This is a genomic window from Neobacillus sp. YX16 (genome assembly GCF_030123505.1).
GTDB lineage: Bacteria > Bacillota > Bacilli > Bacillales > Cytobacillaceae > Neobacillus.
The window spans coordinates 3,623,762-3,637,835 of record NZ_CP126115.1; the positions used below are offsets into that span (position 1 = coordinate 3,623,762).

Here is a 14,074-nt window from a genome sequence, read left to right on the forward strand (position 1 = left end):
AGAGCCAAAATGGCATAAGGAAAAACAGTCAGACCCCTTTTTTCCTCTTATTCGAATTCATTTGGCAGGACTTCCAAGGAAAACTCCCACGTTTTTCCGTTATCGTTTGAAATAAATTTCCCCTTTATTTTCCCACCTTCATAGTCCCCATTAGGCCCTTGATTGATATTAACGGCCAAATGGTCTTCTTCTTTAAAAGGGACTTCAGCCATCACAAAGATTTCATGATACTTTTCTGGAATCGTAATATTTGCTTTACTCCATGAATTCCCACTATCTTGTGTGATGTAAAGATCTGGTTCAACAGGATTAAGGATTCCGAATGAAAGGAAGCCTGTGTTTTCGCCAACAAAGCCTCCATCATAAATTAATCTAGTGACATTTGAATGGGTTGTCTCTTTCCAATGCTTACCGCCATCATTCGTGATATATACGGTCGTCCATTCTTGTGACATCGTTCGATCACCTGAGATGATGACATAACCAAACTTTTCATTTAAAAATTCAACCTTTCGGAAACGGATTGGAGGATATTGAGCCGTCACAACACTATCTTCCCATGTTTCTCCATGGTTTAGAGAATATTTCAATTTGACGCTGTTGCCTTCTGAATATAAAAAGGCAGCACGATTTTTCGTAAGGATATAGCTATTTCCAATTAGTTCTTGCTCGTTCCCATTATATTCTCCTGCAAATAATTTCTCTTTTTCAACGGGGACTAAGATCCAATCTCTTCCTTTATTCAAGGTGATTTGTAATTGATCGTTTTGTAGCGAGTATCCGATTGAGTCGTCTTCATAAATTGGCAGTAATGGGCTTGTTTGAAGCGGTTCTGATTCTTTCGCTTCATGCTCTTCAATTGGTTGATTCATTCCTGGCGTAGTTAATTCTGGGTGCATTTCGAAAAAGAATGTAGCAACGGTTATACAAATCATTATAAAAATTGTAACGATAATAATATTTTTCACTTTTGAAAGACTCCTTACAATCATGCTACTTTCTCTTACAATTCTACTAGACTTGACAAAATAATCCATTAAAAAACCAGGAACATCCTTAATTAGGATAGTTCCTGGCTCTGGTTGGTTTTTATTATTCAAGTTAACATAATATTATTATATTTACTCTACTAACTATGCTAACACCTTACATATTTTCGTTTGAAACCAAGCTTCCCTCTATCTAATTCCTTTTGAATATTTTCTGAAGCTAGCAGGATGCTGGGTTTTTTCTTACCCCTCTTCATCTCAACTGGGCCAATTGACTTTGCGGTTTCAATTGCCTTTTCATGTAGTGGCAGAAAGGAAATTGCGACTGTGTAAATAAAATTATTCATAGCAGATTTCGTTCGATCAGGAGAATCGTGAATCGTTTTTTCCACCTGGTCAAGCATACCGGCAAGCTTGCTTGAGCTAAATTCACTATCCGGGCGATTACCCAAAAGCCAGCAGTAACAGCTCCAGCCTGCCGACATTCTAAGTTCTTCACCGCTTGCGATCCATTTATCGGCAATAACTTGTGCAATATCAGCTTCTGCCAAAGTGACTGCGACTACATAATCTGACAGCATATAAAAATACGCTCCATCCATCCAACGATCAAAATCAGCCTCCGTCATTGCCATTGGGTCCGCAATGATGCCGGCAAAATACATGGCATCGTAGTTCCTAGTGGCGTAAAGCTGCTCGGCCAATGGCTGATTTATCTTAATTTTTTTTGCAATCGGCTTCATTTTACCTGTAGCTACACCAAAAAGCGGTTCCTGTGCACCATTTCCTATGTACATCTTTTTCAATCTTTCATTGCTGAGAGCTTCCAGTTCCTGCATTACCGTTTCAAAATCCATTGTGTTGCACTCCCTCCTTTTCATCATCTATTTAATGATGTAAAATATAAAAAAATGTCAAGTTTACATAATATTATTATGTATTGCATCATTATTTATATAAACACTTCGTCACGCTATAATTTTGCCTGAACCGATTGTAACTTACGCTCCATTGTATTTTCTTTGTCGCGCCGATCATCAATTCGAACATTCGTACATACTCTTTGCAAACCTTTCTGAAACGGTACTTCATGCAGTTCTTGAACAATCTCAAGCAATAATTTTAAATCACCTTCAATAAGCGTACTCATTGGAGTTAACTGATACTTCACACTTCCTTCATACTGTTGAAGCACTTTTTGAATTTCAGCTACATACTCACTAACACTAGGTGTGCCTGTCCCAACTGGAATAACTGTAATATCGACTATCGCCATTTTACTACCTCCTGCTATTCTTATACTTCATTAGGATATCATGAAATTAGGGTAAAAAAAATCTAATATAAGGATCGATTATGTCAGAAGGAGATTAGGACGTACTTACACTTTTTTTACTTATCAAAGTTAATATTTAAACCATATCATAGGTAGTGGAAGTGAAAAGGAGTTTTTTCTCCAACATTCTTCCTTTTTATATGAAAGGTAAAGGACAAGGTGAGTGAATAAGTTGAAAAATAGAATTAAATTATTTGGTTTTCTATTTCGTCCAAAAAAAGAAACAAGTCTTCTAACGAAAATGATAAAAGTTTACAGTGGAGAAAGGACAATCAACATCACCGTTCAAGTTGCAGATACTCCAAAAATAAGAGACAAGGGCTTAATGTTTGTAGAAAAGTTACCCGAAAACGAGGGGATGCTATTTGTGTTTTCAGGTGAAACATATGGCGGTTTCTGGATGAAAAATACCTTAATTCCTTTATCAATTGCATTTCTTGATGCAGATGGGAAAATTCTAAAAATACTAGATATGGTGCCATGTAAAGAGGATATATGTCCTACCTATGATCCAGAAATTTATTATCATTATGCTCTCGAAGTGAATCTTGGATGGTTTGAAAATAATCAAATCAAAGAAGGTGATTTTGTAAAGTTTGATAATAATCATTTCATCTAAAAGCATCTTAGATGTGAGATGAACAGAAAAAGCTGCCTAATTGGCAGCTTTTTTGCAAAAAGACTTAAGTAAGTTCACTTTCTAAAAATTCCCCGCATTTTTCATCATTTGATTTTCGCTCATTGTCCTTATTTTCTTGATATCAAGACGGATGAGGATTGAAACGGTTAGAGCGACAATAAAGATTCCTGAAAAAATGACTAATGTCCCTTGATAGCTTCCGGTTGTTTCCCTGACCCATGATACAAAAATGGGTCCTGCTAGACCGGCTGCTGCCCATGCAGTCAAAATATATCCATGAATAGCCCCAAGCTGCTTCGTTCCAAACAAATCACCGATATAGGCAGGTATGGAAGAAAAGCCTCCTCCATAACAAGTCATGATCATATAAACGATTATAGAAAATAGAATAGCTACTGTTATATTTGGAAGCATAAAAAAAGCAACAATTTGAAAAGCAAAGAATAGTGTGTAGACATTTGGTCTTCCGATGTAATCAGAGATGGTAGCCCAGACAATCCTTCCACCTCCGTTAAATAACCCCATGATTCCAACCATTGTTGCTGCCCCAGTTGCTGACATTCCTACTAACTCTTGCGCCATCGGCGATGCAACAGAAAGAATCGCAATTCCACAGGTAACATTGATAAATAACATCAACCACAAAGCCCAAAACTGTCTTGTTCTGACTGCTTCATTGGCAGTTAACTGACGCAAATCCTGTTTTATTTTCATACCGCCTGATTTATGGCCTGCTGCCTCGGTACCCTTCGGTACCCAGCCCGCTTTCGGCGGAGCAAGATATTGAGCAGAACAAAATATGATAATGAAGTAGGCCGCTCCTAATAGATAAAAGGTATTCGAAATTCCATAATTCACGATTAAATAATTCATAATCGGACTGCTGATTAAGGAAGCAAATCCAAATCCCATAATCGCTAGTCCAGTAGCAAGTCCTCTTCTGTCAGGGAACCACTTTACCAGTGTAGAAACCGGTGTAATATATCCAACTCCCAACCCAATTCCAGCGATCATTCCATAAAATAAATAGAGTAATAGCAATGATTCTACTTGAATGGCAAAACCTGCCCCTGCAACTCCAACTCCAAAAAACAAAGCACTTAGTGTTCCAGCTGCTCTCGGACCAAACTTCTCTACAAAATGCCCTAAGAAGGCTGCTGATAACCCTAAGAATAGAATGGCCAAGCTAAACGTAAAGGAAATTTGCTTTAATCCCCAGCCCATTTCTTGTTGAAGTGGTTTTGTGAAAACACTCCAAGCGTAAACTGATCCAATCGAAATATGTATTCCAACCGCTGACAAAGCGATTAACCAACGATTTTTTGTATGCATACATCCATCCCTCTTTCCACATAATATGGTCTTGTTGATTCCAAAGAGTTAATCCTCATACGTTACCATCATTTTAGAAGCTGCTAATTCCGCTCGTTCTCTAGCCTCATTTACAGATTCCCCGTTACTTAACACTACCGCCATTCGTCGTCCCACTTTTGTTTCTGGTTTTCCAAATACTCTAACCTGTGTTTGAGGGACGAATAAACTTTCAGCTACACCAGATATTTGGTAGGTCATACTTTCTTTTGTAGCCTTAATCGTATGACTTGCACCTGGTTTCAATAGCTGAACATCCGGAATCGGATAGCCTAAAATGGCCCTTACATGTAAGGCAAATTCGGATAAATCTTGGGTAACCATGGTAACCATCCCCGTATCATGTGGTCGTGGTGACACTTCACTAAAATAGACACCATGTGAAGAAAGGAATAATTCCACTCCAAAAACTCCGTATCCACCAAGTGCATCGGTGATTTTTTTGGCAATATTCTGCGCCTCTAAAATTTGTTCCTCCGACATATCGTGCGGCTGCCAGGATTCAATATAGTCACCATCTTTTTGCAAATGCCCAATAGGAGCACAAAAAGTTGTTCCGGAAGCGGAGCGGACGGTTAAAAGAGTGACTTCAGAATCAAAATGGATAAATTCCTCCACGATCATTCGGGATTTTTTACCTCTTCCACCTGCCATAGCCTCATTCCATGAACATTCTATATCCTCTATTGAACGGCAAACCGTTTGCCCTTTTCCAGAAGAACTCATGATGGGTTTGATGACGCAAGGTGTGCCGATTTTCAGTACAGCATTCCGTAGTTCGTAAAGTGTGTCCGCAAAAGCGTACTTCGCTGTTGGAATCCCTAGTTCTTCGCTTGCCAATCGGCGAATTCCTTCCCTATCCATGGTCAGGTTCACAGCTTTAGCGGTCGGTACGATACGGAAACCTTCGTTTTCAAGGTCCACCAATGTTTCGGTAGCAATCGCCTCGATTTCGGGAACCACCAAATCTGGTTTCTCTTTTTCTATCACTCTACGAAGTGCTTCTCCATCAAGCATGTCCACAACATAAGAACGATGGGCCACCTGCATCGCCGGAGCATTTTCATAACGGTCAACCGCAATCGTCTCCAGCCCAAGACGCTGAGCCTCAATGATTGTCTCTTTTCCAAGTTCACCTGATCCAAGTAACATTACCTTTTTCGTCTGGGTACCAAACACCTAACACAACCCCTATCGTTTGTCTTTTGATTATAATATCCTATATTATTAACAATGACAAGTAGAAATTTTCACCAAAACACGAACGATAATAATTAAAACCCAACTAATCATTCGTATTTATTAATGAAAGCGATATCGTAATGGTTGTTCGTTGACAGATTCGCTGAACTCGTGCAACTTTATTGAAATTTAAAATTAATGGTCCAAATCTTATTAAACACCTGGAGAAACCTCTTTAATGGGACGAATCTCTTATTCCTCCATTAAGCATAAAAGGTGACAGGCACCATCCATTTTTCTGGATGATGTCTGTCACCTTAATAGTTGTTAAATTATACCATTTTATCTATATGGAGATTTTAAGGAGTTATTAGACACTCCTATTTTTTCAGTTATTCGTTTCGAATGTTTCGATGAATTTTTCAATAGTTGAAGTTAAGTACGTGTCGGCTCTTCTTATAAAAACTGTTTTAATTTTACTGTATTGATCCGGAAGTGAATGACATTGGATGAGTCCACTTTGTTCCATATGGATGACCGTTGACTTTGGAACAAATGTAATTCCAAGTCCCATCGCAACACTACGCAAGATAGTTTCTAATGTACCGAATTCCATTATTTTTTGAGGTGTTATATTTTGGTCTTTATACCACGCTTTAAGACGTGCTCGGTATCCACAACCTTCTCCAAAACATAAAATAGACTGCCCATTCAACTCTTCTAATGTGGAGCCGCGAATATCGGAGATTAAGACAAGCTCCTCTTGAAACACTTCATGCGATACAAGATCGGGATGAAATTCTGATTCCGTCACAAACGCTCCGTCCAACTTATGGTTTAATACATCTTCCTCTAATGTTTCGGTGACACCAGTATATAGTGATAAATCAACATTCTTATATTTCTTAATGTACTTAGATAATATTTCGGGTAAATGAAAGACTGTTTCAATGGTTCCAATCTCTAATTTTCCATGCGGCTCCTCTTTACTTTGAACGGCTTTTTTCATTTCATCTGTTAACAATAATATTTGTTTACTATAAGTTAATAGTTTTTTTCCTTCAGGTGTCAAACTCATACCACGACGATGTCGGTTAAACAAAGGGGTATTCAATTCGGTTTCGAGTTTTTGAATTCTCGACGTAATATTGGATTGGACATATCTAAACTCTTTTGCAACTTCTGTGATTGTTCCCTTTTCGGCCACCATCTGAAAAATCTCTAAGTCTTTAATTTCCACTATTTTTCATCCCTTTACCCGTATCATATTCATTTTATGATATCAAAAAAAATGATGGAAATCATTATAAACATTCATTTTACAAGATTACCAAAAAGATAGATGATAAATTCAGTTAATTTGGTGGAAGAGAGGAGAAAAAAAATTGAAAAACAATGTACTATTAGGTGCGATTTTATGTTTTATTGCTGCAGCCTCATGGGGAGCAATGTTTCCTGTAGCACATGCAGCTTTCAAATATATGGATCCCTTTTATTTTACAATCATTCGCTATGGAGCTGTAACACTTATCTTACTACCTATACTACTATGGAAGGAAGGAATGAAGGCTTTTCGATTTGAAGAAAAAGGTCTTAAGTTGTGGTTTTTCGGTACAATGGCATTTACAGTTTATAATCTATTCATCTTCTGGGGAGAAGATTTATTAGGTGAATCAGGAGTGATGGTGGCCTCCATAATGGAGTCACTTATGCCTATGATTTCAATTGTGATTGTATGGCTGACTTTTAAAAAGCGCCCTCATTTCTTCACATTAATTTGTGTTCTCGTGTCATTTATTGGTGCCATGTTAGTGATAACAAAAGGTAATATTCAAGCATTTCTTGGTGCCACGAATCATTTTATACCTATCATACTCATATTAATGGCCGTTATTGGATGGGTTATTTACACGATGGGTGGCAGTGAATTTAGCGGGTGGTCCGTTTTACGGTATTCAACATTAAGCTGTTTACTTGGAACCATTACGGCCATAGTTCTTGTAGCAGGAGCAACGCTGCTTGGATTCATATCACTTCCATCAGAAAGTAACATCAAAGCAGTAAGCCCGCATTTATTATTTATGATAATATTCCCTGGCGTAATTGCGTTACTTGGTTGGAATGTTGGTGTGAGTATACTATCGCCATTAAATGGACTGTTGTTTATTAACGTTGTTCCCGTTACAACACTTTTAATTTCAATCTTCCAAGGGAATCTTGTCACCATGTTCGATGTCCTTGGGACGGTATTTATCATCGTTTCACTTTTGGCTAATAATATTTTTGTACAGAAGTTACACAGGAAAGAATCCAATCATCATGTTCAAACATATTTACAGGAACGTGTATCCTAATGGAAATTCAGCTGACTTTTTATCATGATGATAAAAAGTCAGCAAGAAAATATAATGATTACATTCTTGTAATGGTTTCCTTAAATAGGTTGATAATTTTTCACTTACATAAGCAACCACTTCAATTACTTCTGCCGAGGGAGCAACTTCAATCACCTCAAGCTGAAAGCCGTAAGCTCATCGTAAAAGAATGGACCGCCGCTTTCGTAGCGGAATAAATCAGCGTAATCGCCATTGGGGTAAAGGCTAAACGGATGATACATTAAGGATAGCGGCATAGTCCTTATTGGCAAAGTACGGCGCAAATAGCAAGGCAAGGTGAAATTGCGCCTCGATGTTGGAGGCTATTTCTTGACAGTAATAGCTCCAATCTTCCTTCGCGTTCGTTTTAAGAACATGGTAGCGCTGCTGAATGCCTGCCTTGTTTACAAGTACTTTCACATCGGGGGCTCGCTCGTTCTCCAGTCATTTTTACATATTTTCCTATTGAATAAATTTTAAATATGTATATAATTTATGGTAATTGTATACGTAAATGTTTTCTAGGGTTCCGCAGCCACTGTGTTGGTCTGGTCCGAGAGAAAACTCACAGCCATGCTGTGTCACGGAAGGATAAAAGCCTGGGAGATACTGTTTAACAGTGATCTCTCAGGCTTTTTTTGTTTTAAAAAAATTATTAATGGAGGTAATAGGTAATGAATGCGAATTGGATGAAAGTGTTTATTGGGGCATTTTTTGAAGTGTTTTGGGTGATAGGTTTAAAACATGCAAATGACTTTTGGACATGGACAGGGACTGCAATCTCGATTATGGTGAGTTTCTATTTAATCATAATGGCTGGACGAAAACTTCCCGTCGGTACGGTTTATGCCGTCTTTGTAGGATTGGGTACAGCAGGAACCGTCATATCTGAAATCATATTCTTCAGTGAATCCATCGAGGTGGAAAAATTGATGTTGATTTTACTTTTACTAGTTGGTGTTCTTGGATTGAAGGTTTTAACAAAAGATGATTCTGAAGAAGGAGCTGAGTCCTAATGGCGTGGATATCATTAATCTTAGCAGGGCTATGTGAGGCATTTGGTGTTGTTACAATAAATAAATTGAATAACAGTCGTAATTGGCAATCTTTATTACTATTAATTCTCGGATTTGGAGCTAGTTTTCTTTTTCTTGCCTACGCAATGAAAACTCTACCCATGGGGACTGCTTATGCAATATGGACAGGAATTGGCTCAGCTGGTGGAGCACTATTAGGTATTATGATTTTTGGCGAATCAAAAGATTGGAGAAGAATTGCATGCATTGCGTTAATATTAGGTGCTACCATTGGGCTAAAACTCGTTGGCTGATGCTAGTAAAGATTATAAAATATTTCACTTGGTATAAAAAACATATATTCCATAATTGATGAAAATACCTCCTTCTATGTTTGAATGGAAGGAGGTGTTATTTATTTCAATATATTTATTCATAAAAATGATAAATTAATCTCTATCCCTAAAGAAGCACTAGAAATCTCTCGGTGTTTATTAACACATCTTTTCCTTTTACCCGTACTGATTTTCCTCCTTCCTTGCTTCATTATTGTGGGATCTTTATTGTGATTTTCCCAAAATTCTCTCCTTTATCCAACATAATAAGTGCTTCCTTTGTCTGTTCTAGTGGAAATGATTGGTCAAGAACCGGGTGAATTTCATGTTCCTTAAAAAAGTCTATCATTTGTTTGCATTCTTCAGGACTGCCTGACGATGTTCCTAATATATCAATTTGTTTTAAAAATATCCTTGGCAAAAGTAGGTTTGGAACCTGACCTTTGGTAGCCCCAAAAGTAACAATTCGACTCCCTGGCTTTGCGAGCGAAACTAGCGAATTGAATTGTTCACCCCCTATGCTGTCAACGGAAAGGTCCGCCCCCCCTGACATCTCTCGAAGCTCCTTCACCCAGGTATCTGAACGATAGTTTACTCCCCCCGCGGCACCTAGCTCCAATGCCTTTTGTATTTTTCCCTCTTTACTTGATGTAACAAAAACCTTGGCACCTATTGCTACTGCTATTTGCAATAATAGAGTTGCAACTCCGCCACCTATACCAGGAATAATAATGGTTTCTCCTTCTTGAAGCTTCCCTCTTGTAACGATTGCTCGATAAGCTGTTACTCCACCAAGTGGAATGGACGCTGCCTCCTCCCAAGTAAGGTAGGCGGGTTTATGAAACACGTTTTCTGAAGGAACGGTAACGAATTGTGCGAACGTTCCATCTTTTGGAACACCAAGGATGGAGAAATTTGGTCCATTTACTCTAAGATGGTTTCCCCAGTTCAAACCAGGGTAGATCATAACTTCATCCCCAATTGCTACATTCGTAACTTTCTTACCGACTCTAACTACTTCCCCTGCACCATCTCCACCCATTACTGCAGGTAATCGAAGACCATGGTATAATCCTTGAGTTACATAAACATCCCGCCGATTCAGTGCCGCTGCATGTAAGCGAATGAGGACTTCTCCCTCTTCAAGAATGGGATCAGGAATTTCTTCATAATGAACCTTTTCCGGACCTCCTATTTCTCTTAATACAATTGCTTTCATCATCATTCCCCCTTGTAACTAAATAAATTAATAGGTACGTAATTATAGCAACTCAATCATTGTGGCCATGCCTTGACCGCCACCAACACATAATGTAGCAATCCCTAAATTTTCATTTCTTCTTTTCATTTCGTATAACAGGGTAGTAATGATTCTAGCCCCCGTTGCCCCCAATGGATGACCAAGGGCAATGGCTCCACCATTTACATTTACCTTTTCAGGATTAAGCTTTGCTTCTTTGATAACGGCAAGTGCTTGTGCAGCGAATGCTTCATTTAGTTCAATAAGACCAATTTCAGATAACCTTTTATTTGTCCGTTTTAATAATTTCTCAATGGCTGAAACAGGACCAATTCCCATGATTTCTGGTGATACTCCTGCCGTCGTCCAATCTACAATTCTTGCAAGTGGCTTTAACCCTAATATATTTGCTTTTTTGGCAGACATGATTACTAAGGCTGCAGCCCCGTCATTTCTCCCACATGCATTACCAGCAGTAACAGTACCATCTTCTTTAAAGGCTGGACGCAGCTTTGTAAGTGTTTCTAGAGTTGTATCCGGCCTTGGGAACTCATCCTTCCCAAAGGTAAAACGATTTCGTTTCTCTTTAATTTCAATTGGAATAACTTCTTCTTCAAACAACCCATTTTCAACAGCCGTTGCTGCTCTTTTTTGGCTTTCGAATGCAAAATGATCTTGTTCAAGTCTACTTATTCCATATTTTTCAGCAACATTTTCGGCTGTCATTCCCATACCTAGATTTACTCCATAAATTTCCATGGGTTGTTGACCATTTTCAAGATTCGAATCAACTAGATAGGGATTTCCTTCGCCAAACCTCGAATTTCGCAGGTAAATAGGAGCTCTGCTCATATTTTCTGTCCCGCCCGCAACTACAATTTCCGCTTGATTAAATAGAATCTGCTGAACAGCTGATCCTATAGCTTGCATACCAGAAGCACATAATCTATTAATGGTAAAAGCAGGAACGGAAACGGGTAGTCCTGCTCGAAGCGCTGCAACTCTAGCTACATTTGAGGATTCTGTTGACTGCCGAACTTCACCTAAAATAACCTCATCCACCAGTTCTGTCGCAATTTGAGCCCTCTTTACGGCCTCTTCTATAACGATTGCACCTAAATGACCTGAACTAATATTTTTCAGACTCCCGCCAAACTTTCCGATTGCCGTGCGGACTGCACTAACAATAACAATTTCTGCCTGCATTTAATGCCACCTCCTATGTAAGATATCAATATTCATAGAATCCTTTACCTGATTTTTTTCCAAGTCTTCCAGCTGCTACATATTTTATTAAAAGCGGACATGGACGATATTTTTCACCTAAAGTCTTATATAAATATTCCATGTTTCGTAACCTGGTATCTAACCCAACTAAATCTGCTAATTCAAGTGGCCCCATGGGATGATTCAGACCTAATTTAATGGCTTTGTCGATGTCTGCAGCAGAAGCTACACCCTCCAACAACATGTTCATTGCTTCATTTCCAATTAGACAATTCATTCTACTTGTTACAAATCCCGGGAACTCATTTACCTCTACGGTTTCTTTTCCAAGAGTTTCAGCGATCTCTTTTGTTTTTGCAACAGTTTCATCTGAAGTCTCCAATCCTCGTATTATTTCAACTAATTTCATTTTCTGGACGGGATTGAAGAAGTGCATCGCAATGCATTTCTCAGGACGAGAAGTTTGAGCGGCTAGCTTAGTAGGGCTCATGGTAGAGGTGTTGGTTGCAAGAATGGTTTCTTCCGGACATAGTTCATCTAATCGTTTAAAGATATCTATTTTGACATCCATGATTTCAAGGGCCGCCTCGATTACGAACTCTGCATTCACGACAGCTTTCTCAAAGCTCGTTGTAAAAGAAAGGTTTTCTCTTCCTTGCTGAGCTTTGTTTTCACTTAAGAAACCTTTCTCTCTACTTGAATCAATTAAACTAAAAATACTCTCTTTTGCCTTATTTAATGCTTCCTGCTTAATATCATATAATTGTACTTCAAATCCACTGGTTGCGGCTGAATAGGCTATTCCTCTCCCCATAACACCCGCACCAATTACTGTAAGCTTTTTCATACCCTATCTCCCTTATTTTATTTGATGAATTTCTGTTAATAACTTTATAAAAGTTACAAATTGATATATTTCATTATTTATTAAATTGAATATGAGCAGACGATGTACCGCTCATATTCCTGTCTTACTTAAGCACCTATACCTCTGTCAAGTTCTTCAAGTGTCTTACCTTTTGTTTCTCCACCTAACCACCATAAAACAATAATCGCAGGGATAAACAATCCACCCATTACTCCTATAGCTGGTCCAATTCCAAAGGAGTCCGCTGCAATACCTACGATAAATGGTCCTACTGTTGCTACAATACGCGCAAAACCTGTGTAGGCTATTCCAAGCCCACTTGCGCGAATATGTGTTGAAAACAATTCACTACCATATGCTAGGAATCCTGAGAAATATCCCATTGAAAACCCTAATAAAATACCTATTAATAATAGATTTCCTTCTTGAAAGTCTGAAAACGCAAAGGTTGGTGCTGCAATAGCCGCTAATATGAAGAAGATTGTAAACGTAGGTCTTCTACCAATTTTATCGGCAATAAAACCAAATAAGAAGTATCAAATCGCAGATGCAACGTTTATAGCAATAAACCAGTCTGCTGTTTTAAATACAGTAAAGCCTTGGGTTTTTGCAAATAACCTGGAATCCAGGTCATAATTGTGTAATAACCTAGCAACCCGATACTTGCTGTAATCATTAATAAGAAGAATGATCTTCTATGCTCCTTTGATACAAGTAACTTTAACTCGTAAAATTTATCTGTAGATTTACCGATTCTTTCTTTCGTTTGCACATAGTGATCACTTTCTTTTAATGTTCTACGAACAATTAGAACGATAACTGCCGGAATGACACCAGCAAGGAACGCCATTCTCCAACCATATTCGGGTGCGATAGCTTTATATACTAAACTTGCAACAATAGCACCTATTGGCCATCCAGCTTGCATGAGTGCGATAATTCTGCCACGAAGACGGGCTGGCCATGTTTCTGTTAGAAAAGCTGCACCAGCAGCCCATTCTCCACCTGCAGCAAAACCAGTTAAAAATCTGAAGAATGCAAGTGATAATACACTCCATGATAAGGCAGTAAGACCCGTAAATAATGAATATAGTCCTACTGTCCACATTAATACCCATGTCCTGCCTTTTCTATCAGTAAGTGGCGCCCAGAACATTCCACCAACTGCATATCCCAATAATGCCAGAGTCATTAACAAACCTGCACTAGAAAGAGATAAACCAAACTCACCAGCTATATCAATCAGTGCCATCGAAAATAGCATGATTTCCATTGAATCAAAGATATAACCTGCCCAAACAAGGAAAAACACTTTCCATTGATAGCCAGTTATTTTTTCCTTTTCTCCGTTTGCTGCAATCTGGGACATATTCTCCCCTCCAATATGAAAATATATTTTTATTTTTCATTTGTGATAAAATAGAAACTGCATTCTAATCTTCCCATCCCCATATTTTCATAGGGAAGATTAGAGTGCCCATTTTTATTTAAAAGT

Annotated in this window: 14 protein-coding genes, 2 pseudogenes and 1 riboswitch; of the genes and pseudogenes, 4 read left to right on the top strand and 12 right to left on the bottom strand. The window is 38.4% G+C overall.

The window, feature by feature from the left end; all coding sequences use genetic code 11:
• Positions 1-47: 47 nt before the first annotated feature.
• The 3 genes from QNH48_RS17595 to QNH48_RS17605 all read right to left on the bottom strand — a co-directional run bounded on the left by QNH48_RS17595 (position 48) and on the right by QNH48_RS17605 (position 2,265).
• A complete protein-coding gene (locus QNH48_RS17595; protein ID WP_283951343.1) occupies positions 48-968 on the bottom strand; it encodes a WD40/YVTN/BNR-like repeat-containing protein in 921 nt (306 codons plus the stop codon).
• Positions 969-1,138: 170 nt separating this feature from the next.
• Positions 1,139-1,846: a DNA alkylation repair protein gene (locus QNH48_RS17600; RefSeq protein WP_283951344.1), complete on the bottom strand. Its 708-nt coding sequence runs from the start codon at positions 1,844-1,846 to the stop codon at positions 1,139-1,141.
• 116 nt (positions 1,847-1,962) lie between these two features.
• The gene (locus QNH48_RS17605; RefSeq protein WP_283951345.1) at positions 1,963-2,265 is read right to left on the bottom strand and encodes an MTH1187 family thiamine-binding protein; all 303 of its coding nucleotides are present in this window, start codon (positions 2,263-2,265) and stop codon (positions 1,963-1,965) included.
• Between the two features lie 232 nt (positions 2,266-2,497).
• Between QNH48_RS17605 and QNH48_RS17610 the strand changes: the two genes are divergently transcribed.
• The gene (locus QNH48_RS17610) at positions 2,498-2,944 is read left to right on the top strand and encodes a DUF192 domain-containing protein (protein ID WP_283951346.1); all 447 of its coding nucleotides are present in this window, start codon (positions 2,498-2,500) and stop codon (positions 2,942-2,944) included.
• 81 nt (positions 2,945-3,025) lie between these two features.
• On the opposite strand, the gene QNH48_RS17615 is transcribed toward QNH48_RS17610, so the two are convergent.
• From QNH48_RS17615 to QNH48_RS17625, 3 genes are all read right to left on the bottom strand, one after another.
• Positions 3,026-4,297 (bottom strand): L-lactate MFS transporter, encoded by a 1,272-nt coding sequence (locus QNH48_RS17615; protein ID WP_283951347.1) that lies wholly within the window; start codon positions 4,295-4,297, stop codon positions 3,026-3,028.
• A gap of 48 nt (positions 4,298-4,345) precedes the next feature.
• The gene (gene purT / locus QNH48_RS17620) at positions 4,346-5,488 is read right to left on the bottom strand and encodes a phosphoribosylglycinamide formyltransferase 2 (protein ID WP_481858504.1); all 1,143 of its coding nucleotides are present in this window, start codon (positions 5,486-5,488) and stop codon (positions 4,346-4,348) included.
• A gap of 418 nt (positions 5,489-5,906) precedes the next feature.
• Positions 5,907-6,758, bottom strand: coding sequence for a LysR family transcriptional regulator (locus QNH48_RS17625; RefSeq protein ID WP_283951349.1), 852 nt, complete (start codon positions 6,756-6,758; stop codon positions 5,907-5,909).
• 145 nt (positions 6,759-6,903) lie between these two features.
• Here QNH48_RS17625 and QNH48_RS17630 point away from each other — a divergent pair, with 145 nt between their 5' ends.
• The gene (locus tag QNH48_RS17630) at positions 6,904-7,872 is read left to right on the top strand and encodes a DMT family transporter (protein ID WP_283951350.1); all 969 of its coding nucleotides are present in this window, start codon (positions 6,904-6,906) and stop codon (positions 7,870-7,872) included.
• Positions 7,873-8,004: 132 nt separating this feature from the next.
• Here QNH48_RS17630 and QNH48_RS17635 read toward each other — a convergent pair.
• A pseudogene (locus QNH48_RS17635) lies at positions 8,005-8,328 on the bottom strand (SDR family NAD(P)-dependent oxidoreductase); the annotation flags it as partial.
• A 75-nt stretch (positions 8,329-8,403) separates the two neighbouring features.
• Positions 8,404-8,501, top strand: a riboswitch (guanidine-I (ykkC/yxkD leader).
• Positions 8,502-8,567: 66 nt separating this feature from the next.
• On the opposite strand from QNH48_RS17635, the gene QNH48_RS17640 reads away from it, so the two are divergent.
• Entirely contained in the window at positions 8,568-8,909 is a 342-nt protein-coding gene (locus tag QNH48_RS17640) for a DMT family transporter (RefSeq protein ID WP_283951351.1), read from the top strand.
• Positions 8,909-9,223 (top strand): DMT family transporter, encoded by a 315-nt coding sequence (locus QNH48_RS17645; RefSeq protein ID WP_283951352.1) that lies wholly within the window; start codon positions 8,909-8,911, stop codon positions 9,221-9,223. Before QNH48_RS17640 ends, QNH48_RS17645 begins: the two co-directional genes overlap by 1 nt.
• 232 nt (positions 9,224-9,455) lie before the next feature.
• Here QNH48_RS17645 and QNH48_RS17650 read toward each other — a convergent pair whose 3' ends face one another.
• The 5 genes and pseudogenes from QNH48_RS17650 to QNH48_RS17670 all read right to left on the bottom strand — a co-directional run bounded on the left by QNH48_RS17650 (position 9,456) and on the right by QNH48_RS17670 (position 13,948).
• Entirely contained in the window at positions 9,456-10,469 is a 1,014-nt protein-coding gene (locus QNH48_RS17650; protein ID WP_283951353.1) for a zinc-binding dehydrogenase, read from the bottom strand.
• A gap of 36 nt (positions 10,470-10,505) precedes the next feature.
• Positions 10,506-11,690 (bottom strand): thiolase family protein, encoded by a 1,185-nt coding sequence (locus tag QNH48_RS17655; protein WP_283951354.1) that lies wholly within the window; start codon positions 11,688-11,690, stop codon positions 10,506-10,508.
• A 25-nt stretch (positions 11,691-11,715) separates the two neighbouring features.
• Positions 11,716-12,558 carry a 3-hydroxyacyl-CoA dehydrogenase family protein gene (locus QNH48_RS17660; protein ID WP_283951355.1) on the bottom strand — a complete coding sequence of 281 codons (843 nt, stop codon included), beginning with the start codon at positions 12,556-12,558 and terminating at the stop codon, positions 11,716-11,718.
• A 128-nt stretch (positions 12,559-12,686) separates the two neighbouring features.
• Positions 12,687-13,100, bottom strand: a pseudogene (locus tag QNH48_RS17665) (MFS transporter); the annotation flags it as partial.
• Between the two features lie 35 nt (positions 13,101-13,135).
• Entirely contained in the window at positions 13,136-13,948 is an 813-nt protein-coding gene (locus QNH48_RS17670; RefSeq protein ID WP_283951356.1) for an MFS transporter, read from the bottom strand.
• Between the last annotated feature and the right edge of the window lie 126 nt (positions 13,949-14,074).